Here is a 23576-nt window from a genome sequence, read left to right as displayed (position 1 = left end):
GCCTGCAATGCTTTGAGTTTTATCGAAATCGCTTCGCATTTCAGCTTGCAAAACTATGGATTTTCCATAATGCAACATTCTGTATTTTTAACTTGCAACTTTCTGCAAAAAGTACTTGCAAAAAACATTCCGGCAATCGCTTGGCTAAATCCTTCATTCGTGCTAAAATAATTGTTAAAGTGGTATTGACTTGTTTCAATACGCTTACTGCCTGCTGTAGCATTATTTGGGTTGATTCCATCTCTGCAGACGGTGTAGGGATACCTTCTTTTGCCAGGGAATAAATCTTGACGGCTTTATTTTAGCTTTGATGGTATCCTTTTTCTTTTGCCCAGTTCACATAACTATTAATAAAGTTTTCTTCCGACATTTTTGTTATGTTATCAAAATGCCAATACGTTTCAACAAAATCCGATAATTTGTCTTTGCCATTGGCATCCTGCCACCCCTTTAGCAGTCCTTTAATACCCGGCATGGTATAATCCAGTAAATGTATCAATGATTGCACGCTTTCTATCCTCATACATATATAATGACTATATTGTCTTCCCAGTATTTTAAGCTCCTGATAAATTTCCTCGGTTGCTTCATATCTCCTAAGTCGAAACCAATAATCAATCCCATAGTTCGCTATTGTAATGGCGTCCTTCTTGTCTGTTTTTGCCGATCTTAGTCCCTGATTACGATACTGTTTCATCTCTAACGGATTGATCACTGCCACAAAAATTCCTTTTTCCTGTAAATAACTAAGTACAGGCAGATGATAGATTCCGGTAGCTTCCATCACAACTTTAACTTCTTCGTTAAATCTTAAAAGCATTGTGGCTAATTCTGACAATGCTTTTTCTGCATGTTTTATTTCAAAAGGCATAGAAATTATTTCACCGTATGGTTTTAAAATACAGACTGTGCTCTTTTCTTTTGAAATATCAATACCTACACTTATCATTGAGCGTTATTCCTCACATTCTAAAAATTTGTAATTGTTCCCATCCACACTTATTATAATTCATTTTAGCTCGTTACACGAAAGCTCATCCAAGAGTTCCAACCTGCTTAATCGAATGCTTATAATAAGGGGTGGTTGACGGTTTTTATGACGGATGTGGTTAATCCAAAAAGCGCCACGCCAGACCAATTACTTCCCTTATTATAAAAATAAGTGCAAATGTTACAGCACTAATGATGTGCTTAACACTTACACTTTATGGTACTAAAAACGGCAAGCCTGTAGGTTGTTAAGTCAACCTAAGACTTGCCGCTTGGTGCTAAAATTATTTAATTAAGTGATTGAGGAACTATAGTCCAAGCAGATCCGATTTCACACTTCTTATATATGCATGTTTACTTATAAAATGTATTTAATAGTCTTCCGATACAACTCGTTTAATCTCGGTTGGCACGCGCCTCCCAATGAATCCAAACCATTATTTTCGTGAATATCCCTATCTTCTACTTCAAATAATCTATGAAAGTCATCTTCTACTCCGACATAGACTGGCTTATCATAATTCAGAAAAACTGGATTATATCTAAACTGATTGCCAGTGATATCAATAATAATTTGGTTACCTGTCATTAACCATGCATGAGATTGAGAGTTTTCAAATGAATCATCATAATACGAACCACAGACATAATATGTTCTAATCCCATGATCCAACAAAAACTGCGCTAACAAATCACTCGCATCACCACAACATCCGCGCGGGAAATTGTAAAATGAAATGTCGTTGTCGAATTCACCTGAGTCCCTTGCTAAATCCAAAGCCTCTCTAAATTTATTAACCAATCTAGTAATATCCTTCATTAACATCCTCCGAAAATTCGCTAGAGCACTCTTTTTTATTTGAAATCCACCATGTCATCTATATTTTTGCCCTTTTTTAGGGGTCAAAAAACGTCATTTTTTCGTCTGTTTTTGCCCCAAAATCGGACCAAAACCACTATATGTTGTGGTCAACCTCTACTTTTTCTCGCCCGAACCACTACGCGTCATCAGAATTATCGCTTCTACATGGCCGGTATGCGGAAACATGTCCACGCACTTCACCTTCTTCACCGCATACCCCGCTGCCACAAAAAACGGCAGATCCCGGGCCAGCGATGTCGCTTTGCAGGATACGTACACAAAGGTTTTGGGTTTAAAATCCAGAATTTTAAAGATCGCTTTGGGGTGGATGCCATCCCGAGGCGGGTCTAGAATAATCACATCGGCCGAATCATGGAGGTTGGCCACCTCCACCATCACGTCGCCAGCGATAAACTGGCAGTTACCCAGACCGTTTTTGGTGGCATTGGCTTTGGCCGCTTCCACCGCTTCGGCGACCAACTCGATGCCGACCACCTTTTTAGAGACGGGTGCCAGTACCTGGGCAATGGTGCCGGTACCACAGTATAAATCATAAATGACTTCGTTCTGTTCCTGGCCGACAAAATCCCGAACGACCGAATAGAGCTTTTCGGCCCCTAAGGTGTTGGTCTGAAAAAAGGAAAAGCTGGTGATTTCAAAGGTCAGTCCCAAAATAGTATCCTCAATTTTGTCTTCGCCATACAGGGTTTTGGCGGTTTCGGCTTTAACCACATCGGCGACGCCATCGTTCTGGGTATGGAGAATCCCCCGGATCTGACCGATAAGCGATAGATCCAGCAGGCATTTGACAAAAGCCGCTTCGTCCAGGGTTCCCTGGCTGGTAGTCGCCAGATTGATCAGCAGATCCCCGGTTTGTTTGCCCTTGCGTACGACCAGATGCCGTAAAAAGCCTTCGTGGCTGCGTTTATGAAAATAGCTGTCCCCGGTTTGAGCAAAATAGCCCAGCACCGCCGTTTGAATCGCATTAAAATCCCCGTCGGTAATCTGGCAGCCATCGGTTTTGACGATATTGTAGAAGCTGCCCTGTTCGTGCAGTCCCAGCATCAGCGGGCCATCTTTTTCGTTATCGCCAAAGGAATACTCCATCTTGTTGCGGTAACCAAAAACCTCCGGGCTGGGGACAATCCCCTCATAGGCAAAGCCTGCGATCCCAGCCTGATCCAGCAGGTTTAAAACGTAGTTTTCTTTGAGCTTTAACTGTTGGTCATACGGCAGGTTCTGATAGGTACAGCCCCCACATTTATCAAAAACATCGCAGGCGGCGGGGATTTCATTGGGGGCTTTTGCCAATACTTCCAGAATTCGGCCTTCATATTTTTTGCGTTTTTTGGCAATGTTCACTGATACCTTTTGACCCGGCAGGCCGTTTTTCATGACGACTTTTTTTTCGCCGTGCATGCCCCAGGATTTACCGGGAAAATTAAATCCCTCTATCGTTAGTTCAATCGTTTCATTCTTTTTCAATGTGGTCTCCTTAAAATTTTTTGTTTTATTATACGAGGCTGTTTATCCAGCCGGTCTTGGCTGTTACGCTTTGGTCAGTTCCTGAAAATAACGGGAAACGGCAAACATCCGGGCCCCGTTGATAATCTCTTTGATGCTGATGGTGATTTCCTCGGGTGATTGCTTCATCCCGTTTTGGGCCCAGTCGATAATCATCCCCACCACCCCATAGGATAAAAATTCGGCGGTAAAAGTTTTCTTCTGGGGTGTCATCACCGGAGCAACTTCCGGGTTCATTTTGCGATCACTGGCCAGGTGTTCAATCATTTCCATAAATATTTCCTTGGTGACGGTAAACAGATAATTCTGAAATTCGGTGCCAGCGATGTCTTTTAAGGTGGTTTGGTAAAAGTGACCATCCTTTTTCATCGTCGTCAACAGCGCCAGCACCTTGCTGTCCCAGTTTTCGATGGTGAGATCGGTTCGGATGACTAAAATCGCCTCCTGATAAACAATCCAGTTAATCAAATCGTATTTATCTCGAAAATGATAATAAAAGGTCTGGCGGTTCAGACCACACGCAGCGGTAATTTCGGCAATGGTAATTTTTTCAAAGTTTTTATTTTTTAGAATATGTTTAAAGCCTTTGGCAATGGCTTTTTTGGTTATTGACGCATCGGACATGCAGACACTCCTCATGATCTTTTTTGAAAATAATTATATCATTTCCGCTTCTTATTTCAAAGTAATCCGCCCCAAATAAAAAGAACCCCGCATTTTGCTATGCAGAGTTCTTTTAATCTGGGTCATTTTAAAATAAATGGTCGGAGTTCAATTCGCCTTTAATGGTGACATTCTCTTTCTCGGCTTTCTTTTTCTTAATTAGGGTCAGGAGGATCGTGGCGGCAAAGAAAACCACCAGATAAATAACCAGAATCAGAAAGCTGTGCCAGAAATCGCCGGAGATCGCACCGGTAATGGTATCCTTAAACACCACCACCGAATAGGTCATCGGCATAAAGGGATACAGTACCTGGAAGAACTTGGGCACCGTTTCAATCGGGAAGGTGCCGCCGCAGGAGGTCAGCTGCAGAATCAGCAAGGTCAGTGCCACAAACTTTCCAGCATCGCCCATGTGAATAATACAGAACTGGACAATCGCCAGGAAGGTCATCGAGACCAGACAAACCGAAACATAGTACAGGCCGGTATGGGCGATTTCCAGCCCTAAAGCATATTTAATGATGCTGCCCAGCAGCACCGCCTGGGCCAGACCCAACAGCAGGTAAATAAAACTGCGGGCGGTCTTATTGCTGCTTTCCCGGGACAGGATCTTAAATTTCTGATCGGCATCAAAATAAATCCCGAAGAAGATAATCAGACCACCAACCCAAAGTGACAGCGACATAAAGTAGGGTGAAAAGTAGGTGCCATAATTGGCAATCGGATCAATCACCGCATCGTCCACCGTGACCGGTTCGCTGACATAGGTGCCCAAACCATTTAATTTGGCGGTGTCGGCATTGGCGTCATTGACAGCGGTGGTAACGCCGTTTTGGGCAGTCGTGATGCCGTTGTTAAGTTGCTGTTGACCATCGACCAGAGTGGTGGCACCACTGGCCAGAGTGGAAGCACCATCGGCCAGGGTATAGACCCCATTGGTCAGCGTAGTCGCCCCGTTTGACAAAGCCGTTGCGCCATTTGTCAGTGATGAAGCGCCGTCTGAAACGGCACTGGCTCCGGATGAGATGCTATCGGCAGCATTATTTAATTGGCCAGCGGCGGCACTGACAGTGGCAATCCCATCATCCAGATTGCTGGTTCCAGCGGCCAATGCCTGGGTTCCGGCGGCAATGGCGTCGGATGCGCCGCTTAGTTGACTGCCCGCAGCTTCCAGTTGGGCAATGCTCTCGGCATTGTCACTGGAGGCCATATCCGAAATAAAGGCCGCAAACTGGGGGTCAGCCATCAATTCCGGATGCTCCGCGACAAAGGCTGAGATAAAAGCCGAGGTCTGGTTGACGTTGCCAATCAGGCTATCGACCCCTGCCGTATAGGCCGCGATCCCCTGATTGAGCTGGTCCGTTCCGGCGGCCAACGACTCAGCACCGGAACTAACCTGGGCTGAGCCACTTTTCAGACTACTGATGCCATCGTTGAAATCAGAGAACTTGGCGGCAAACTGTGATGTTCCAGCGGCCAAAGTTTGGGTGCCATCGGCTAGAGTTTGACTGCCAGCGGCCAGGGCCTGAGTCCCTGCGGCCAGGGTTTCTGAACCGGTTGCCAATTCCTGGGAACCGGCGGCCAGCGAATAGGTACCGTTCGCTAAGGTCTGGGAACCGCTCAAAAGTTGCGCTGAGCCGCTGGAAAGCTGGGTTAAACCATCATTCAGAGTACCCAACTGACCGGGCACCTTGGCCACCTGATCGGTCAAATTATTGACAATCTCGCCAGAAATGCTTTCTCTTAAGCTGGTTTCCATTTGCATTTCAGCTTTTCCGAGGATCTGACTGGCCAGATAATTTCGTTTTTCGTTGGGTGAAAAGATAATGCTGGCGGTCTGCTTATTGACCGTCGCCGCTGAGGCAATATTGTTTGAGAAATTCTTTGGAACCACGATCATGGCATAGTAATCATCACTTTCGGTACCGGCTTTAGCGGTGGCCTCGTCGGTGATTACATACTTAAAGGTGCCATCCTTAATCAGTTCATCAATAAACTCTTCCCCCAGATTGCGCTGCTGATTATTAATGGTCGCACCGGCATCGTTATTGACCAGTGCCACCGGCAGGTTATTGAGTTTTGAGTAGGGATCCCAGAAGGCACTGAGATAGAAAAAACTATACATAAGTGGTATAATAATAACACCGATAATGACAATAAGTCTCACTGTATTGGCTTTGTTCACTATTTTTTTATTCATTTTTTACTCCTTTCACTTGCTTTAAGGAGTATAGCACCAGGCGTTCCGCTTGTAATTATACGATTCTGTAAACTTGTCGAAAATCGCGACAAAAGAGCCTATTTGTCCAAAAATGAAAACGGTCTCCTTATTTTTTTTAAGGTTTTTAGCTGCAAAAAAAGAATCACTTCTTAAATGAAGTGATTCGTGTCATCTGGCTTATTGTTACCTAACCGGCATAGTAATTCAGCTTTTCCAGTAAAACCCCTTTTGATTGAAGCCCGACGATGGTTTCTACCACCTCGCCACTTTTAAAAATCTTCATGGTTGGCACGCTCATTACCCGGTATTGCTGGGCCAGACCCTGGGTCTGATCGATGTCGACCTTATAAATGCCCACCTTGTCTTTCAACTCCTCGGCCACCTCTTCTAAAATCGGTGCCAGGGCTTTACAGGGCCCACACCAGGTCGCAAAAAAATCTACCAGGACCACACCTTCACCTTTTAAAACCAGAGTATCAAATTCGGTTTGATCGATTATCTTTGCCATTTTTATTTCTCCTTATTTTTTGATTATTTTTTAATTCTTGGCCAATGGCCCATTAATTTTGGCTGCAATTTCTGCCAGCTCATCCAGACAATTTTTATTATCCAGCGCTGGCAGCTCATCGGTATGGGAAAATTGGACGAAGCCGATCTCATCACAGCTCAGAGTTTTTTTGTACCACTCCAGGGTATTATCCATGGCCTGAAACTGCCTCGGATAATGAGGTGCCCCACCGATTCCGATGATCAGAATTTTTTTCTTTTTGATGTTCGATTTATCCTTAAGGTTATAAATCATCTGGGTTCGATCAATCAGCGCTTTAATTTTTGAGGGAAAAGCACTGAAATAAACGGGACTGGCCACGATCAGCAAATCACAGCTCTCCATTTTTTGATAAATTTGGGTCATATCATCCTCAAGGACACATTTGCCCTGATGCGGAATACAATAATCACAGGCCGTACACGCCTGAACGTCGATCTTATTGACATTATATTCAAACAATTCGTGTTCAACTTCAATTTTATTAATAAAATAGTCGATGGCCTTCTGCGTATTCTGACCATTCCGGTGGCTTCCCATAATTGCTACGATTTCCATAGATTTTCCTTTCCTGATGGATCCTTTAGTTATTTAGGAGTATTATACCCGATTTATTACCGCATTAACAACATCTAATTGCCTGTTAAAATTTCTTCTGAATCACAAAAGTTTTTTTATCCAAAAAAGAAAAAAACCGAAGCCGTGTGAAAAGCGTTCGGTTTTTTCTAAAAACTTTGAAAGAGGGTAACTTGTTATGTCCAAATAATACCCTATTTCCCTTAAGGTTTCCTTAAAACTATTATATTTTGACCTGTTTTTTTAAGGTTTCATGGAATTTCCCGGTACATTGGATCTTGGCACAGCAAATTTTTCCCTGTTTATTATATTGAATCACATATTTTCGTTTTCCGTCCATATTTGTCAGGGTATAGTTACGCATTGGTCCTTCGATCTTTTTAGCTTCTTCGATAGGCAGAATTTTTATTATGTCATCTATTTTTATTTCCAGTACCGTTTTTTTCCAAAAAAATATTTTTCGTTCGATGGTAAATTGGTCATGGGTAATGAGCATCTCGTAGATGGTTGTAATATAGCGCAGTGAAATTAAAAAGCCCCCCATCATAATCACCAGACTGATCACACCAACAATTGTTTTTAACCGATAATCTTCCAGGGTATTGGCAAACTGATTGTATAGAAGCGTATATCCAACCACCACCACCATTAATATCCCCAGGGTTGTGATGCTGATTTGTTTGCTTTCAAGGGTTTCCCGTGCTTTAACTGCCATATGTCCTCCATGTTTTTGTAGTCATTTTCATTATAACCCATTGATCCCATAAAAAAAAGAGCTTTGGCTCTTTTTTGATTGCACTTTTCTAATCTTCTGGTGAAAAATCTTCTTTTGAAACGCCACACAAAGGGCAAACCCAATCCTCGGGGATATCTTCAAAGGCGGTTCCTGGTGCAACGCCGCTGTCAGGATCCCCTACCTCAGGATCATAAATATACCCGCAAATATCACATACATATTTTTGCATTTTTCCTCCTCCAGATCTTAATCTGTCATTGATTTTATTTCTTAAACAGGTATTTACCCATATATCTTATTATTTAACACCCTCTTAAATATTTTAAATGATTTAATAAAAAATTACTGATTGCATTAGTCCACGTTAAAGGCACCTCCCAGAATATTCTGGAAGGTGCCTTTTTTTCATACTTCTAACTAGTCCTGAACAATTGCTTCTACTGGACATTGTTCTGCACAAGCGCCGCAGTCAGTACATGTAGCTGCATCGATAACATAGATATCGCCTTCAGAAATTGCTTCTACTGGACATTCATCCATGCAAGAGCCACAAGCAATACATTCATCTGTAATTTTATAAGCCATCTAAAAAACCCTCCTTTTAGCATTAACAACATCTTTATTATATCCTTTTTTGAAGTGAAATCAAGATGATTATTTGTCTTTTTTGACTTTTTCGAATTTTTTTACTTCAATTTCTTCCAGAAGATATTTTTTTACCTCGGTTTCATCCTTATTCACCTGAATTTTGACGAAAACGGTTTCTTCCAGAATACTTAACTTGAAAACTTCCCCCTCACCATCGGCAGTGATGACACGCTGTCCCACTTTGGGAAGTTTTTTTGAAACCTCTTCATAGAATTCCTGCTCATAGGTCAGACAACATAAGAGTCTACCGCAGATCCCCGAAATCTTCGTCGAATTGAGCGATAGGTTCTGTTCCTTGGCCATTTTTATCGATACCGGGGTAAAATCCCCCAGCCACTGGGCACAGCAGGTCGTCCGCCCGCAGACACCCAGGCCTTTGAATAATTTGGCCTCGTCCCGCACCCCGATTTGTCGAAGTTCAATCCGCACCTTGAAAATCGAAGCCAGATCCTTGACCAACTCTCTGAAATCGACCCGGCCTTCGGCAGTAAAATAGAAAATCGCCTTTTTCTGATCAAAGGTATACTCCACATCGATCAGTTTCATTTCCAGCTTGTGCTTTTTGGCCTTGGCAATAAAAATTGCTTTGGCGTCCTGTTCATTTTGCTTGAGTTTGTTAAACTCCCTGGTATCTGTTTCCGTTGCTTTGCGGATCACTGGTTTTACCGGAGCCACTATTTCTGCTTCATCCACATCTCTGGCAGTCAGTGCAATTTCACCATACTCAATGCCTCTGACCGTTTCCACAATAACCGGATCAAACTGTTCAAACTCAATATCCAGGGGATCAAAATAATATATTTTGCCCACTTTTTTAAATCGTACGCCGACGACTGATTTTCCCATTGGCTTTATCCTTTCTGAATTTTCATTATCTTAATGAAACACTTTTCCCATTGTAATCTTAAATTAACATTATATTGTATCGTCGCCATCATTTCAAACAAAGTTTTAATGATCGCCTGATTTTTTTCATTTTCCAATAGTTGATGGTAGGCCCGATGGGCCGGATTCGGCTCCCCCTGCTGCGGCAGTGGATGACCTTCCAAAAGTAGATTGACCTCATAAAACCAGTGAATAAAAAACTCCAGCATTTCCTGGCTGGTGGCCTTATCCTTCGATAAAACCTCGGCCAGGGTAAAAATCTTTATCTCGTCCCCTTTTAACAAGCTGTAAAGCTCCCGCAGATAGTGAGTTCTTTCTTTTTGAATCTCACCATTATTAAGCAGGTATAAGGCCATCCCCGGAGATCCCCCAGCAGCCCGGACGGCTTCGGTCACTGCTTGTTTTTCAAATTCACCTTGCTCAAAAAAAGCAGCCTCCATTTCGACCATGCTCAGCGGCTGAAAATGATAGCTTTGACAGCGGGAGCGAATCGTCGGTAAGATGGACTGGGGATGGCTGGTGACCAGAATAAAAATATTATAACTAAGCGGTTCTTCCAACGACTTCAGTAAGCTGTTCTGGGCCTCTGGCGTCATCTTTTCGGCCCCATCAATGATATTAATGCGCCAGTCTCCCGAATAGGGTTTAATCGCCAGCTCGCTGATCATTTCTCGCACCTGACTGATCTTGATGCTGTCGACTCCCGCTTTGGGCTCAATTATTTTGACATCTGGATAGTTTTCATGCTCAATCTGAAGACAAACCGGACAATGTCCGCAACCCGGCTTCTCCCGATCCTGACATAAAAGGGCCTTGGCAAACTCCTGGGCGGTTTTCTTTTTTCCGATCCCGTCGATTCCAGAAAAAAGGTAAGCGTGGCTTACCTGCTGGGAATCTATTTCGTTGGCAAGATGCTTGGTAATGGTTTGGTGACCCTGAATCATCTCAAACATAGTTTTCCTCTCAAAGACAGTTATTAATGGGGTTTTTTCTTTTTCTCATCACTGTTATCCCAATCATCACGATCCAGTCCCAATTCTTTGTCCAATTCAGCACTGAATTCTTCATAATCCAGGAGCTCAAGGGCCATTTCGAAATCGCTGTCTTTAACAAAGACCTCAATGTGAGCGGGGGTAAAGTTTCCCATAAAAATACTGCGAATTGGTCCACCAAAACCTTTTTCCCTGGTGATGACCTCAATCCCGTGGGCATTTAAATAATTCTTAAGCAGAATAAAATCCATGTCGGAGTCGGCCATGGTTAAATAGGTGTACTGATCTTCAATCATTTGATTTATGCTCCTTTATGCGTTCCCAGATTTCCTGATGAATGCTATTTATACTGCGCAGTTGGTTATCCGCAACACAATTGATTTCCGTCCAGCCGTATTCTGCCACCAGCGCCAGGGCACTGCGGTAGGAATCTCTAAGATGTTCGGGACTGCTTTCGTGAATATCTTTTTGCTGTTTTCCGGTTATTTTATTGTTGCGGTTTTTAATCAACTGCTCATTGATCTCCGGGGGAATGTTCAGAAAAAAGACCTGGTCTGGAACCGGCAGACCATAGAGATTGAATTCAAAATCCCAGAGCCAGTCAAGAAAACGTTTCCGTTCGTCCGGATCCTTTATTTTTCCCGCCTGATGAACCATATTCGAGGTGGTATAGCGATCGACCAGCACCAATCCCCCCTGTGCAAGAAAGTCCTCGTAATCTTCCTTGTAGGAGGCATAACGGTCGGCGGCGTAAAAGGTTGAAGCAATATAGGGGCTGATGCTCCCGGGATCTTTTCCGAAGGCCCCTTCCAGATATAATTTTACCAGCGCTGACGATTTTTTGTCATAGCGGGGATAGGCGATTTTCATGACGTTTTCCCCCGCTTTTACCAGCCGGTCATAAAGCAGTTGGGTTTGGGTCTGTTTCCCGCTACCATCCACTCCTTCGATGACGATCAATTGTCCCTGATGATTCTTTTCCATGATTACCGGCTCCTTTTTAATAATTGTGACTGCTCTGTTAGCATCAATCCCCACCACCGCCACCTGATGATCCAGCAGGTCGTTTAAATATACCACCATTTCGGCGGTGATCCGGCTGCCCGGTAATAAAACCGGGATCCCCGGCGGATAGGGAATAATAAAATCCCCAACCAGCTGCCCAATGGCCAGCTCCAGCGGTATTTGACAGCGTTCCTCCCAGGCAAGGGCTTCCCACAGCGGCATCTCGGTTTGGACAGCAGCCGTAAAATCGAGCTGCTCCCGCCACAGTCGGGGGGGCTGAGGTTCTTTTTCGTCTCGCCTGATGGTTTTATTTATAGCACAGATAGCTTGCGTTAAGCTTGTCAGATCCGCCCGGGTGGTGCCCATGCCGGTCATCGCCAGCAGATGATTCGCTGATGACATTTCGCATTGAATGCCATACTCCGCTGACAACCGGGCTTCCACTTCCGCTCCGGTGATGCCCCGGGTCCAAAACAGCCACTTGCTGCGATCATAATCCTGCTCCGGATTCTCTCCGCCATACAGCACAATCGGCTCCTGACCATTCTGCTGCTGACAAAATTCCTGATGGGCCGCCACAATCGAATTAAATACGGTTTCGCCCTTTTCAGCGGCCGCATCCACCGCCTCTTCCACCGAGATCATCAGCGGATAGCTGGGGGATGAGCTTTGCAGCAGACTGAGATAGGCTTTGATCTTCTGACGATTGACCCGGCTGCCCTGAAAATGAAGCAGGGAGCTTTGGGTCAGTGATCCCAGAATCTTATGGGTACTCTGAATCACCACGTCGGCACCAGCAGAAATGGCATCTGGCGGCAGTTTGTCACTAAAGCGCAGATGGGCGCCGTGGGCTTCATCAACAATTAAAAATTTCCCCTGCTCATGAAGGATGGCGGCAATGGTTTTTAAGTCACTGATGGTACCATAATAGCTGGGATTGGTCAAAATCATCCCCTTACTGAGCGGATTTTTGGCCAGCGCCTGACGAACTGCAGCCTCACTGATTGAGTGGGCAAAGCCCAGGTTGCGGTCAATCTCCGGGGTGATAAAAACCCCTTCAATGCGTCCCAGCCCCAGGGCCCCAAAAACGGCCCGATGACAGTTGGTGGGCACCAGCAGCTGCTCACCCGGAGCACAGCTGCCCAGGATGGCACTGTGAATCCCAGTGGTGGTGCCGTTGACCAGAATCGCCGCTTCATCGCTGTGATAGATCGTTGCCAGTTTTTTCTGGGCCTTTGCGATGATCCCCTGGGCATCATGAAGATTATCTGCACCGGGGATTTCGGTAATATCATAGTCGTATAAGGCAAAGGCTTCACCCCGACCCTTATGACCGGGCATGTGAAACCGGTGCGTGTTGTTTTTGTTAAGCTTTTCGAGCTCACTTTTGATGATACTCTTTTTTCTATCCATTTTTTTCATGCCTCTATTTTAACACAATCCCTTTCCTTTAAACGGAGAAATTTTACTTTTATCCTTTTATCTTCTAAAGAATTATTATATAATGATTGAGCAAATATGTTAAAGAGGTGAAGAGAATAATGTCCAGTGAAAAAGTTATAACAATCAATATGGAAAATTTCGAAACCGAGATTTTATCCTATGATGGAGCTGTCATGGTGGATTTTTGGGCAGAATGGTGTGGCCCGTGTAAAGCCCTGTCACCGACAATTGATGAAATATCTCAGGAGCTTGAAGCTGGTATGAAGGTTTGTAAAATCAATGTGGATGACAACCAGGCCCTGGCCCAACAATTTCGGGTGATGAGTATCCCCACCGTGGTTTTCTTTAAGAACGGTGAAGCGGTCAACCGCTTTGTCGGTGTTCGCGAAAAAAATGAATACATCGAGATGATAAAAAGCCTCTAATTCGGGGCTTTTAAAAAGTCTAAACAGAATTCATTCTGTCTAGACTAAGGTTGTCGATATACTACCGTACCGACCAATTGTTAATCTGTTGTTCGCTGCGGAATCGGACAGGCTCTGCCGTGTCCGCTCCGATGCGTACAACATGATCTAACAATTGTCGGTACTGGGTTAGCTTTTTTGACAGTCTGAGTCTATACAGAATTTATTCTGTATAGACTTTTTTTAATCCTCCCGTGCGCTCCATTAGCAGTTCACACAAAACAATTTATGCGAATCTTACGAAACTTTTCCACCGGAGGGAATGCCATCGACGGTAACCAGGGACAGTTTCTTACCCTTGGTAGCGGCCAGGATCATCCCGTTGGATTCCAATCCCCGGAGGTTGACCGGTTTTAAGTTGGCCACCAGAATGACGGTTTTGCCAACCAGGTCTGCTGGGGCGTAGTATTTGGCAATCCCGGAGACCACCTGCCGTTTTTCCTGGCCGACCATCAGCTGTAAAACCAGCAAGCGATCAGCATCGGGATGGGGTTCACAGGCAACCACCTCAGCCACCCGCAACTGCACCTTGGCAAAATCGTCAATGGTGATCAGACCTTCCGGCAGTTCTTCCGGAGTTGCGTTGTCGTTTTCTTTTTTAGCTTTTTCGGGCTTAACTTTCTCTTCTTTAAGAGGCTGTTCCGCTTTCTTTTCCAGCTCAATCCGTGGGAACAGGGCGTCGCAGCGTTCGATCTTGAGGCCTTCCGGATAGCCGCCAAACTGCTGGATGCTGTCCCAGGTTAGACATGCCGCCGGACAGTTTAGCTGCTGGCCGATTTTTCGGGCGGTTTCCGGCATTGCCGCCGAAATCAGCACCGTTACGATCCGCAAGGACTCGGTCAGGTTATACATTACCTGGGCCAGACGAGCCTGTTTTTCGGGACTTTTGCCCAGTACCCAGGGTTGGGTTTCATCAATGTATTTATTGGAACGGGATACCAGCTTCCAGATTTCTTCCAGGGCCCGGCTAAAATCCAGCTTATCCATGTAGTCACTGACAATCCCGGGCGTTTTTTCAGCCAGATCAATCAGTTCACTGTCAATGGCTTCTTTTTCCCGTTCCTTGGGAATAATCCCACCGAAATATTTATCAGTCATCGCCAGGGTCCGGCTAAGCAGATTGCCAAGGTCATTGGCCAGGTCAGAATTGATGTGACTGACCAGCAGGTCTTCGTTATAAACACCGTCCGAACCATAGCTCATTTCCCGCAGCACATGGTAGCGCAAGGCATCAACCCCATATTTGTCGACTAAAACCACCGGATCAACCACGTTCCCCACCGATTTGGACATTTTTCCGCCTTTTAATAAAATCCAGCCGTGGCCATAAACCTGTTTGGGCAGTGGTAATTTGAGTGCCATCAAAATAATTGGCCAGTAAATGGTATGGAAGCGGATAATATCCTTGCCGACCAGATGAACATCCGCTGGCCAGTATTTTTCCATCAGATCCGGTTTGTCATTGAGATAACCCAGGGCCGAAATGTAGTTGGGCAGGGCGTCAATCCAGACGTAAACCACATGACCGGGATCAAAATCAACTGGCACGCCCCAGGTAAAGGATGTTCGGGAAACGCACAAATCCTGGAGTCCGGGTTTAATAAAGTTATTGATCATTTCATTTTTGCGGGATTCCGGTTGAATAAAATGGGGGTGGTCTTCAATATGTTTGAGCAAATCGTCGGCATATTTGGACATTTTAAAGAAGTAGGCTTCCTCTGAAGCTTTTTCCACCGCTCGGCCACAATCAGGACAGTTACCATCGACCAGCTGACTTTCGGTCCAGAAGGATTCACACGGCGTGCAGTACCAGCCTTCGTAGTTGGATTTATAAATATCCCCCTGATCATAGAGCTTTTTAAAAATCCGCTGAATCGTTTTTTCATGCTCAGGGTCGGTGGTCCGGATAAACTGATCGTAACTGATGTTCATGGTGTCCCAGAGGTTTTTAATGCCGGTGACAATCCCATCGACATAGGCCTGGGGCGCAACGCCCGCTTCAGCCGCCACTTTTTCAATTTTTTGACCGTGCTCATCGGTACCGGTTAAAAAGTAAGTGTCATAACCCTGCAGTTTTTTGAACCGGGTAATCGTATCGGCTGCCACCGTGGTGTAGGTATGGCCAATATGCAAGTTCCCACTGGGATAATAAATGGGGGTAGTAATATAAAATGTTTTTTCTGACATAAGTTCTCCTTTATTCATATTTCTGTATTTGGTGGGTTTAATCCAACAAAAAAAACCCCCGTCCAGTTAAGGGCGAAGGGTTCGCGTTACCACCTTAGTTCACATTATTCTCACAAATAATGCCTTCATAAGTTTTTAAAACTTTAAGTTTTATCGCGTCAAGCGGTTCGGGCTAAACGATTCACCCAAACTTACTCCGAGGCCATCTTCAATGCTTTTTCTGTCACCGGCTTTCACCATCCCGGCTCTCTCTTCACAGCATCCACACCTACTCTTCTCTTCATTGTAATTTTTATTTAATTGCTATCCCTATTATACTTTAATTCCAGATTTTTTCAAGGGATTTATCGCTTAACTGCGTTATAAACATCCCGTCTTGAAATATTGCGGTCTTTGGCCACCGCTTTCATGGCTTCTTTTTCCGGCAGACCTGACTTCAGATAATGAGCCAGATGGTCTTCCAGGCTCAGGCTTTCCAGTTCCAGCGAAGCCGCCACCTTACCTTCATCGGCGGTTCGGCCTTCAATACAAAGGACATACTCGCCCCGGGGGGGATTTTCCTGATAATAGTCCCGATGTTCTGCGATGGTACCATAACGGGTTTCCTCATAGCGTTTGGTCAGCTCCCGGGAGATACTCATCTGCCGGTGACCGAGCCCCTGCTTGACCAAAATTTCCAGAGTTTTTGGCAGACGGTGGGGGGACTCATAAAGCACCACCGTATCGACTGATTCTTCAATCCGGTTGATCCCTGCTTTAACCGCCTTATTGTCTTTACCTAAAAAGCCGAGAAATAAAAAGGAACGGGTGTCCAGTCCTGACAACACCAGGCCGCAGAGCCCGGCGTTGGGGCCGGGGACCACTTCCAGGGCAATGGCATTGGCGACACAGCTTTTAACCAGGACTGACCCCGGATCGGAAATCAGCGGCATTCCGGCATCAGAAATCAGGGCGATGTTCTGACCCTGTTTTAGCAGTTCAATCAGGCCCTCACAAGACTGCTGTTCGTTATGCTGATGATAGGCGACCATTTTTTTAGAAATCTCAAAATGGTTGAGCAGCTTAATCGAATGCCGGGTATCTTCAGCAGCAATCAGATCCACCGACTGCAGGACTTTTAGGCCCCGGATGCTCATATCATCCAGATTCCCAATCGGAGTACCGACTATATAGAGTTTTCCGGACATCTATTCGTTATAAAGGTTTCGGGCCACATAGACCCCATTGGCGGAGGCCTGCATCAAGCCCCGGGTAACTCCAGCGCCATCCCCCAGCACGTAGAGATTTTTAATGCTGGACTGGAAGTTTTTATCTACGGTCACCTTATTGGAATAGAACTTAACCTCTACCCCATAGAGCAGGGTTTCATCACTGGCCAGACCCGGTGACACATGATCCAGGGCCTGAATCATTTCGACAATATCTTTCATAATCCGGTAAGGTAGTACTAAACAGAGATCCCCGGGCACCGCATCGATTAAGGTTGGCCGGATGTTATTGCGCATCAGCCGCTCTTCGGTGGTACGGCGGCCTCTTAAGAAGTCACCGTAGCGTTGTACCATGATCTTGTTACCGGTCAGCATATTTCCCAACCCGGCAATGTGCTTGCCATAGGCAACCGCTTCTTTAAAAGGCTCGGTAAAGCTTTTAGAAACCAGCAGGGCAAAATTGGTGTTATGGGTTTTTAAGTTGTCGGATTTATAGCTGTGTCCATTGACCACCGCCAACTGGTTATCATAATATTCGGTCGATACAACTCCGCCGGGGTTGGAACAGAAGGTCCGGACGCTGTCATCAAAGGTGGGTGTATAATAAACCAGCTTACCTTCATAAAGGGCCTCATTGATTTCCTGCATGACCTCGTTGCGGGTTTCCAAACGGACGCCGATATCGATTTTCCCGACCTTGGTTTCCACCTTGTATTCTTCGCACATCGAGGTAAACCATTCCGAGCCATCCCGGCCCACAGCCACCAATACCTTGTCAGCCCGGTAGGTTTCACCTTTGGCGACCACGCCGACGACAGAATTATCTTCGACTACCAGGCTTTGCACCGGTGTTCTAAACTTAATGTCGATGCCCAGATCGTTGATTAAGTAATTTTGAATCCGCTGATAAATGGTATAACCGACCTCGGTGCCCATGTGACGAACCGGACATTCAATCAGTTTTAAATTGCTCTGGATCGCCTTGGTACGAATATCCCGGATCTTATCGGGATCATCCAGGCCATGAACGCGCTTGTCGGCACCAAACTCAATATAGAGATCATCAACATATTTAATCAGATCAACCGTGGTGTTATAGCCAATGTATTCCGGCAGCTCGCCGCCGACATCCGGTGAAAGCGACAGTTTGCCATCCGAGTAGGCCCCGGCTCCGGCAAATCCGGTAGTAATATTACAGGGTTTGCAACCAATGCAGACATTGGTCTGACGCTTGGGACAGATCCGTTTTTCAATCGAATTGCCCTTTTCCAGCATCAATATTTTAAGTTCCTTGTTCTTTTTGGCCAGTTCCATGGCGGCAAAAATACCACCGGGGCCAGCCCCGATGATGATTACATCATATTTCATGTTCTTCTTCCTTTATGCAAACGCATCCGGGCCGTAGTCATCTTCATTATAACCCACAGCCAGATCGTTGAATTTTGTATATTCGGGTATCCAGGCCAGGCGTACGGTTCCGGTTGGACCGTTACGTTGCTTGGCAATGATTACCTCAGATAAGTTTTTTAATTCCGGGTTTTTATCGTAATAATATTCCCGGTATAAAAGCATGATCACATCGGCATCCTGCTCGATCGAACCAGACTCACGCAAATCCGACATGACCGGATGGTGATCGGTTCGGGCATCCGGGGCCCGGCTGAGCTGTGACAAAGCAATCACTGGCGCTTCCATTTCCCGGGCCAGGGCTTTTAAGCCCCGGGACATTTCAGAAATTTCATTCTGCCGGTTTTCAGTCCGACCACCGCCGCTCATCAGTTGCAGGTAGTCAATGACAATCAAATCCAGGGCTTTTTCGGTTTTTAGCCGCCGACATTTGGAACGGACTTCTGAAACCGTAATCCCCGGGGTATCATCTATAAAAATACTGGCGCCGTAAAGGGTATTGTAACCAACCACCATTCGTTCCCAGTCTTCCTTGCTGAGATTACCGGTTCTAACGTTATTGCTGTCCACCAATGAGGCGGCACACAGCATACGCTGTACCAGCTGTTCCTTGGACATTTCGAGACTGAAAATCGCCACCGAGCGGTTATCTTTGATGGCCGCATTTTGGGCGATATTCAAGGCAAAGGCGGTTTTCCCCATTGATGGTCGGGCAGCCACAATAATCAGATCGGAGGGCTGCAAGCCGGAGGTAATATGGTTAAGCTCGGTAAAACCGGTTTCAATTCCGGTGAGTTTACCTTTTTTACTTTCAATCGCTTCAATCTGGGCCAGGGTGGTGGCCAGGGTTTCCTGAATGCTCTGAAAATCACCCGTTCGTCGACCCTGGGAAACTTTGAAGATTTCCTGTTCGGCCCGATCAATCACATCCCCGATATTCTCATACTGACCATAGCTGTCTTCAAGAATCTGGGTGGCCGTATGAATCAGATTACGAATCACCGCCTTTTCATGAACAATCTGGCAGTATTCCAGATAATTCCGATGAATCGGCACCATCTCGACCAATTCACTGAGATAACCAATTCCGCCGATTTTTTCCAGAACTCCCCGGTTTCTAAGGGCATTAATCAGGGTAACGGTGTCAATGGGCTTTCTCTCGTTGTGAAGAGAAAGCATCGCTTCATAGATTTCTTTATGGCCGCCCCGATAAAAATCCTGGGGGGACAATAGCTCTTCAGCCCGGGCAATATTGGACTCATCCATCAAGATGGCGCCTAGCACCGACTGTTCGGCTTCAATATTATGGGGCGGGACTTTGGGATTCATCACCGCTTAGTCTCCTAGGCTTCGCCTTTGATGAGCACGGTCAGTTTTCCGACCACGCCCTGATAGGTTTTAACTTTGACTTCGGCCCGACCCACATTACGCAACGGCATTTCCAGTTCAACTTTGCGCTTATCAACCTTGATGCCTTTTTGATTTTCCAGAGCTTCAGCAATGTCTTTGCTGGTAACCGACCCAAACAGTTTGCCGTCTTCGCCAGCCCGTTCGGTAATGGTAATTTCCGTTTCATCGATTGTTTTTGCCAGTTCGACAGCAGCCTGTCGTTCGGCTGCGACTTTTTGTGCTTCTTCAGCTTTAGTCGTTTCCGCCATGGCAATATTTTCTTTATTACCAATGACGCCCTTACCGGTTTTAATCAAAAAGTTCCGGCCATAACCATCCTTTACATCAACAATATCACCTTTATTTCCAACATTTTTTACATTTTCCAATAAGACTACTTTCATGATCCATTCTCCTTCTTGTATTTTTTTATAGCAGTGAGCAATAGCTCGACGCCGGTTTCAATGTTTTTTTCACCGGGGAACTGTGCTCCGGCAATGGCCAAATGGCCGCCACCACCCAATTTCTCTAAGATTACCTGAACATTGACCTCGCCCATGGAGCGGGCACTGATGGCCAGCCCCTCTTCATTTTTAAGAATGATAAAGGAAGCCACAATCCCCTTGATATTTAACAGTTCATCCGCTGCCTGGGCAGCAATCACCTTGCCATAATCGGTATTGTTCTCAAAAGTTGAGATCGCAATGTTATCAAAATAAATTTTAGCATTTTTGACAGCATCCGATTTGGCCGTATAGGTATTGAGATCATCCTGCAGCAAAATTTTACTGATTAGCGTATCGGCGCCCTTTCGCCTTAAGTAAGAGGCGGCTTCAAAGGTTCTTACTCCCGTTTTTAAGGTAAACATTTTGGTGTCCATACACATCCCCGCCATTAAAGCGTTGGCTTCAATGACATTGAGCTGGCTCTTCTCATCAAAATACTGCAGCAGCTCAGTCACCAGTTCGCAGGTGGATGAAGCATAGGCTTCTGTATAGGTCAACAGCGTTTCATTAATGGCTTTTCCAGACCGCCGATGATGATCGATCACCACTATTTTAGGGATCTGATCCACCAGGGACGGCATCTCCAGATAATTGACGGTTTGGGTGTCTAAAATAATCAATAGTGTGTTTTTAGTGGCATAGCTTTCGGCTTCTTTGGGGGTAATAAAGGCATCCTGATAGGCTTCATTCTCCAACAGATAATCAAACAGCGATTTGATCGAATAATTAATCTCCCGGATCACAATTTTTCCTTCTTTACCAAGGGATTTACAGGCTCCCAGCAACCCGACCGCCGAACCCAGGCAGTCCATATCCGGATTCTGATGACCCATCATCAGAACATGATCCGACTCTTTGATCAGCTCTTTCAGACCGTAAGCCTTAACCCGGGCTTTAACCTTGGTTCTTTTTTCGGTAGCTTCGCTTTTGCCCCCGTAAAAGGACATTTTTTCATCCTGGCGGACCACGGCCTGATCACCGCCCCGAGCCAGGGCAATATCCAGGGCTGAATGGGATAATTCCTGGGATTCGATAATCCCCAGAATACTTTCAGAGATACCAATACCAATACTGAGGGTAATCGGCACTTTTTCATCATTTTCGATTTCCCGAATTTCATCAAGTATTTTAAAATTCTCTTTTTGCAGAGCACAGATTTTTCCCCGCTCAAAAATCATCAGATAACGGTCACTTTCATACTCAATGATAACACTGCCCAGCTGTTTCGCCCATTCGTTAAGCTTCAGATCGACCTTTCCAAGAATCGCCGAACGCTTATGACTGGGAATCTGCTCAATGATATCATCATAATTGTCGATGACGATGTAGCAAAACAGCGGTGAATTTTTCCGGTACAGCTGTCGTTGCTTACTTTGTTCGGTGATATCAAAAAAATGCAGCAGTTCAAAACTATGGATCTTGTCAGAGAACGCATTGGTAACCACGCCATAGTCCCGTTCTTCATAATGGAAGGTGAATTCATCAGCCTTGATGGCGGCGGTCAGATTAAAATCCAATTCGGTAATAATATTTTTTTTGAATAAACCTTCTTTTTCTTTTTTAAACGCCTTTCCAAATGCCTGGTTATACCAATAAATGATGCCTTCATTATCAACAATCGCCATGGCAATCGGCATTTCATACATCCGTTCCTGATTAATCTTATCGAGATCACTGTAAATTTCATCAATGGCTTTATCGATTTTGATTTCATCAATGGTGGTGTTTTTAGTGTAATACATGATCAGGATCACAAAGATAACAACGCCACCAATTCCCAGGAAGATATTATAAAAACCAAGTACCAGAGAGACAATCAACTGTGCCGCTAACGCAAATCGGACAATATCTTTTTTTGACTCTTTCATTTGATCTGGGACTCCCTTCGAAAAATCCGACGAATTCCGATGTAAGTATCTGCGATCCCTAAAATGGTTACCAGTGAGCTAAACAATAAGCTTAAAATGACTACCAGCACGTTTAACCCCTTGTTCGTCAATTTCTTGTATTCCAGATAGTTTAAAATCAATGACAGTCCCATAACGAGGAAAATAATATTGACAAAATTCATCACCGTGACAATATAAATCTGCGGGATCGTGGTAACCTGAAACATACTGATGATAAAATCACCGAGGATCAGTACCATCAAAAAATATTTAAGGCTTGTTGGCATTTCCCATTGGCTCAGCGGTTTGAAGGTTTTAACCGGATAGCCGATGCGTTTTAAAATCATATCCGAAACGATCACATTGACCATCCCAAATACAACTGGCAGTAACAGAAAAGCACTCGGTAATGCCAGCTTCATCATTTCTATGTTTTTATCCATGGCCGTTTTGGCCATTGCCAACTGTTCGGCATCCATAATATTGGCAGTTTGATAAAACGTCATCACCTCACTGGTACTCTGTTCCAGGGTCTGTAACAACAGGCTGGTAAAACCAATCCCCATCACCCATTCATAACTGGCCACCACCGCAATCAGCAAAATCGCAAAACCAACAATTCCGATGGCAACTTTAAAAACCGGTGAATAATCCCGATTATAGGCAAATCCCAGACTGCAGCCCACAAAGAGCATCAGCGCCCCAAAAGAAATCGCATTGAGCGGTCCCAAAAAAAGACCAATCAGAATCGTGGCCGCAATGCAAGAAAGAATACTCACCTTCAGGCCCTGGCGTTTTCCCAATACCACCATTGGTACCGGTATAAAAAATACCAATAGCACAAAAAAAGGTAAATAATAGCTAACTAAGGTAAGAATGACTCCCAGGGCACAAAACATGGCACCTTCTGTTATTCCACGTGTTTTCATTGATCCTCCAAATTGGTAACTTACGTATTACCACATACCTTTTATTACTCTATAAAAAGTTACTGAACCATTATATCATATTAACGGAAAATGCCTATTATTTTTGTTTGCTCTGATTTTTAATTTCTCCCACAATTCTTCCTAACCTTCCCGGCAGAATCATTTGCCTGGTGCGTTGTTACAGGTGCTTCGCCCAAGGATTTATGTTGCTCATTGGTGAAAAAGAAAAAGCTGTTCGCTCCAGATCCTTCCTGAAACAAACAGCTTTGCGTTTTTAATTGTTTGAGCTATATGGTAATAGGGCAACATTTCGCGCACGTTTAATGGCTTCAGTTACCTTTCTCTGATGTTTAGCACAGGTGCCGGTTGCTCGTCTTGGTAGAATTTTTCCACGTTCAGAAACGAATTTTTTTAACGTAACTACATCTTTATAGTCAACATTTTCTACTTTTCGTTCGCAAAACTCACAAACTTTTCTTCGCTTTTTAAATGGTTTTGGCATTGT

At 44.9% G+C, this 23576-nt stretch carries 24 protein-coding genes, 1 pseudogene and 1 other annotated feature; of the genes and pseudogenes, 2 read left to right on the top strand and 23 right to left on the bottom strand.

Going from position 1 to position 23576, the window contains the following annotated elements:
* Positions 1–284 (top strand): hypothetical protein (locus ACWI_RS19335; RefSeq protein WP_242871587.1); only part of this gene is annotated, 284 nt, incomplete at its 5' end.
* A 17-nt stretch (positions 285–301) separates the two neighbouring features.
* Here ACWI_RS19335 and ACWI_RS06845 read toward each other — a convergent pair.
* The 15 genes and pseudogenes from ACWI_RS06845 to ACWI_RS19610 form a co-directional block, all read right to left on the bottom strand.
* A complete protein-coding gene (locus ACWI_RS06845; RefSeq protein WP_242871586.1) occupies positions 302–949 on the bottom strand; it encodes an IS110 family transposase in 648 nt (215 codons plus the stop codon).
* A 399-nt stretch (positions 950–1348) separates the two neighbouring features.
* Positions 1349–1810, bottom strand: coding sequence for a hypothetical protein (locus tag ACWI_RS06840; RefSeq protein ID WP_070370684.1), 462 nt, complete (start codon positions 1808–1810; stop codon positions 1349–1351).
* A 156-nt stretch (positions 1811–1966) separates the two neighbouring features.
* Positions 1967–3337 (bottom strand): 23S rRNA (uracil(1939)-C(5))-methyltransferase RlmD, encoded by a 1371-nt coding sequence (rlmD, locus tag ACWI_RS06835; protein WP_070370683.1) that lies wholly within the window; start codon positions 3335–3337, stop codon positions 1967–1969.
* A gap of 63 nt (positions 3338–3400) precedes the next feature.
* Positions 3401–4000: a TetR/AcrR family transcriptional regulator C-terminal domain-containing protein gene (locus ACWI_RS06830; protein WP_070370682.1), complete on the bottom strand. Its 600-nt coding sequence runs from the start codon at positions 3998–4000 to the stop codon at positions 3401–3403.
* A 127-nt stretch (positions 4001–4127) separates the two neighbouring features.
* Positions 4128–6239 (bottom strand): YhgE/Pip family protein, encoded by a 2112-nt coding sequence (locus ACWI_RS06825; protein WP_070370681.1) that lies wholly within the window; start codon positions 6237–6239, stop codon positions 4128–4130.
* Positions 6240–6447: 208 nt separating this feature from the next.
* Positions 6448–6768 (bottom strand): thioredoxin, encoded by a 321-nt coding sequence (trxA, locus tag ACWI_RS06820; protein WP_070370680.1) that lies wholly within the window; start codon positions 6766–6768, stop codon positions 6448–6450.
* 30 nt (positions 6769–6798) lie between these two features.
* Positions 6799–7365 (bottom strand): flavodoxin family protein, encoded by a 567-nt coding sequence (locus ACWI_RS06815; protein WP_070370679.1) that lies wholly within the window; start codon positions 7363–7365, stop codon positions 6799–6801.
* Positions 7366–7606: 241 nt separating this feature from the next.
* A complete protein-coding gene (locus ACWI_RS06810) occupies positions 7607–8098 on the bottom strand; it encodes a hypothetical protein (protein ID WP_070370678.1) in 492 nt (163 codons plus the stop codon).
* Positions 8099–8186: 88 nt separating this feature from the next.
* Complete coding sequence (gene rd / locus ACWI_RS06805) at positions 8187–8348, bottom strand: rubredoxin (protein WP_070370677.1); 162 nt, start codon at positions 8346–8348, stop codon at positions 8187–8189.
* Between the two features lie 188 nt (positions 8349–8536).
* The gene (locus tag ACWI_RS06800) at positions 8537–8704 is read right to left on the bottom strand and encodes a 4Fe-4S binding protein (protein WP_070370676.1); all 168 of its coding nucleotides are present in this window, start codon (positions 8702–8704) and stop codon (positions 8537–8539) included.
* A 69-nt stretch (positions 8705–8773) separates the two neighbouring features.
* Entirely contained in the window at positions 8774–9613 is an 840-nt protein-coding gene (locus ACWI_RS06795) for a PSP1 domain-containing protein (protein WP_070370675.1), read from the bottom strand.
* A 5-nt stretch (positions 9614–9618) separates the two neighbouring features.
* Positions 9619–10605 carry a DNA polymerase III subunit delta' gene (holB, locus tag ACWI_RS06790; RefSeq protein WP_070370674.1) on the bottom strand — a complete coding sequence of 329 codons (987 nt, stop codon included), beginning with the start codon at positions 10603–10605 and terminating at the stop codon, positions 9619–9621.
* 23 nt (positions 10606–10628) lie between these two features.
* Positions 10629–10940 (bottom strand): DUF2007 domain-containing protein, encoded by a 312-nt coding sequence (locus tag ACWI_RS06785; protein WP_070370673.1) that lies wholly within the window; start codon positions 10938–10940, stop codon positions 10629–10631.
* Positions 10933–11628 (bottom strand): dTMP kinase, encoded by a 696-nt coding sequence (locus tag ACWI_RS19615; RefSeq protein ID WP_070370693.1) that lies wholly within the window; start codon positions 11626–11628, stop codon positions 10933–10935. Before ACWI_RS19615 ends, ACWI_RS06785 begins: the two co-directional genes overlap by 8 nt.
* An 87-nt stretch (positions 11629–11715) precedes the next feature.
* A pseudogene (locus tag ACWI_RS19610) lies at positions 11716–13062 on the bottom strand (aminotransferase class I/II-fold pyridoxal phosphate-dependent enzyme); the annotation flags it as partial.
* A gap of 128 nt (positions 13063–13190) precedes the next feature.
* Between ACWI_RS19610 and trxA (ACWI_RS06775) the strand changes: the two are divergent.
* Positions 13191–13517, top strand: coding sequence for a thioredoxin (gene trxA, locus ACWI_RS06775; protein ID WP_070370672.1), 327 nt, complete (start codon positions 13191–13193; stop codon positions 13515–13517).
* Positions 13518–13793: 276 nt separating this feature from the next.
* Here the strand turns inward: trxA (ACWI_RS06775) and metG are convergent, their stop codons facing one another.
* The 8 genes from metG to rpsR all read right to left on the bottom strand — a co-directional run bounded on the left by metG (position 13794) and on the right by rpsR (position 23573).
* Positions 13794–15785 (bottom strand): methionine--tRNA ligase, encoded by a 1992-nt coding sequence (gene metG / locus ACWI_RS06770; RefSeq protein WP_278278282.1) that lies wholly within the window; start codon positions 15783–15785, stop codon positions 13794–13796.
* A 23-nt stretch (positions 15786–15808) separates the two neighbouring features.
* Positions 15809–16036 (bottom strand) — a binding site (T-box leader).
* 51 nt (positions 16037–16087) lie between these two features.
* The gene (rsmI, locus tag ACWI_RS06765; RefSeq protein ID WP_070370670.1) at positions 16088–16930 is read right to left on the bottom strand and encodes a 16S rRNA (cytidine(1402)-2'-O)-methyltransferase; all 843 of its coding nucleotides are present in this window, start codon (positions 16928–16930) and stop codon (positions 16088–16090) included.
* Entirely contained in the window at positions 16931–18319 is a 1389-nt protein-coding gene (locus ACWI_RS06760) for an NAD(P)/FAD-dependent oxidoreductase (protein ID WP_070370669.1), read from the bottom strand.
* 12 nt (positions 18320–18331) lie between these two features.
* Complete coding sequence (dnaB, locus tag ACWI_RS06755) at positions 18332–19687, bottom strand: replicative DNA helicase (RefSeq protein WP_070370668.1); 1356 nt, start codon at positions 19685–19687, stop codon at positions 18332–18334.
* Between the two features lie 14 nt (positions 19688–19701).
* Positions 19702–20151, bottom strand: a complete 450-nt coding sequence (gene rplI / locus ACWI_RS06750; protein WP_070370667.1) for a 50S ribosomal protein L9 — start codon at positions 20149–20151, stop codon at positions 19702–19704.
* The gene (locus ACWI_RS06745) at positions 20148–22121 is read right to left on the bottom strand and encodes a DHH family phosphoesterase (protein WP_070370666.1); all 1974 of its coding nucleotides are present in this window, start codon (positions 22119–22121) and stop codon (positions 20148–20150) included. Before ACWI_RS06745 ends, rplI begins: the two co-directional genes overlap by 4 nt.
* Entirely contained in the window at positions 22118–23071 is a 954-nt protein-coding gene (locus ACWI_RS06740) for a YybS family protein (RefSeq protein WP_070370665.1), read from the bottom strand. Before ACWI_RS06740 ends, ACWI_RS06745 begins: the two co-directional genes overlap by 4 nt.
* A 274-nt stretch (positions 23072–23345) precedes the next feature.
* Positions 23346–23573, bottom strand: coding sequence for a 30S ribosomal protein S18 (gene rpsR / locus ACWI_RS06735; RefSeq protein WP_070370664.1), 228 nt, complete (start codon positions 23571–23573; stop codon positions 23346–23348).
* Between the last annotated feature and the right edge of the window lie 3 nt (positions 23574–23576).

It is taken from the genome of Acetobacterium wieringae (assembly GCF_001766835.1).
Taxonomy (GTDB): Bacteria; Bacillota; Clostridia; order Eubacteriales; family Eubacteriaceae; genus Acetobacterium; species Acetobacterium wieringae.
The sequence above is the reverse complement of the archived record's forward strand: the minus strand, read 5'-3'. Positions and strand labels throughout refer to the sequence as shown.

Bases quoted from the DNA above. Each gene is read 5' to 3' on its own strand.
- ACWI_RS06760 (WP_070370669.1), bottom strand. From the start codon at position 18,319: ATGAAATATGATGTAATCATCATCGGGGCTGGCCCCGGTGGTATTTTT.
- ACWI_RS06825 (WP_070370681.1), bottom strand. From the start codon at position 6,239: ATGAATAAAAAAATAGTGAACAAAGCCAATACAGTGAGACTTATTGTC.
- ACWI_RS06830 (WP_070370682.1), bottom strand. From the start codon at position 4,000: ATGTCCGATGCGTCAATAACCAAAAAAGCCATTGCCAAAGGCTTTAAA.
- ACWI_RS06745 (WP_070370666.1), bottom strand. From the start codon at position 22,121: ATGAAAGAGTCAAAAAAAGATATTGTCCGATTTGCGTTAGCGGCACAG.
- dnaB (WP_070370668.1), bottom strand. From the start codon at position 19,687: ATGAATCCCAAAGTCCCGCCCCATAATATTGAAGCCGAACAGTCGGTG.
- holB (WP_070370674.1), bottom strand. From the start codon at position 10,605: ATGTTTGAGATGATTCAGGGTCACCAAACCATTACCAAGCATCTTGCC.
- ACWI_RS06815 (WP_070370679.1), bottom strand. From the start codon at position 7,365: ATGGAAATCGTAGCAATTATGGGAAGCCACCGGAATGGTCAGAATACG.
- ACWI_RS06800 (WP_070370676.1), bottom strand. From the start codon at position 8,704: ATGGCTTATAAAATTACAGATGAATGTATTGCTTGTGGCTCTTGCATG.
- trxA (WP_070370680.1), bottom strand. From the start codon at position 6,768: ATGGCAAAGATAATCGATCAAACCGAATTTGATACTCTGGTTTTAAAA.
- rd (WP_070370677.1), bottom strand. From the start codon at position 8,348: ATGCAAAAATATGTATGTGATATTTGCGGGTATATTTATGATCCTGAG.
- ACWI_RS06785 (WP_070370673.1), bottom strand. From the start codon at position 10,940: ATGATTGAAGATCAGTACACCTATTTAACCATGGCCGACTCCGACATG.
- ACWI_RS19615 (WP_070370693.1), bottom strand. From the start codon at position 11,628: ATGGAAAAGAATCATCAGGGACAATTGATCGTCATCGAAGGAGTGGAT.
- ACWI_RS06845 (WP_242871586.1), bottom strand. From the start codon at position 949: ATGATAAGTGTAGGTATTGATATTTCAAAAGAAAAGAGCACAGTCTGT.
- ACWI_RS06840 (WP_070370684.1), bottom strand. From the start codon at position 1,810: ATGAAGGATATTACTAGATTGGTTAATAAATTTAGAGAGGCTTTGGAT.
- ACWI_RS06795 (WP_070370675.1), bottom strand. From the start codon at position 9,613: ATGGGAAAATCAGTCGTCGGCGTACGATTTAAAAAAGTGGGCAAAATA.
- trxA (WP_070370672.1), top strand. From the start codon at position 13,191: ATGTCCAGTGAAAAAGTTATAACAATCAATATGGAAAATTTCGAAACC.
- rsmI (WP_070370670.1), bottom strand. From the start codon at position 16,930: ATGTCCGGAAAACTCTATATAGTCGGTACTCCGATTGGGAATCTGGAT.
- ACWI_RS06740 (WP_070370665.1), bottom strand. From the start codon at position 23,071: ATGAAAACACGTGGAATAACAGAAGGTGCCATGTTTTGTGCCCTGGGA.
- rplI (WP_070370667.1), bottom strand. From the start codon at position 20,151: ATGAAAGTAGTCTTATTGGAAAATGTAAAAAATGTTGGAAATAAAGGT.
- ACWI_RS06810 (WP_070370678.1), bottom strand. From the start codon at position 8,098: ATGGCAGTTAAAGCACGGGAAACCCTTGAAAGCAAACAAATCAGCATC.
- rpsR (WP_070370664.1), bottom strand. From the start codon at position 23,573: ATGCCAAAACCATTTAAAAAGCGAAGAAAAGTTTGTGAGTTTTGCGAA.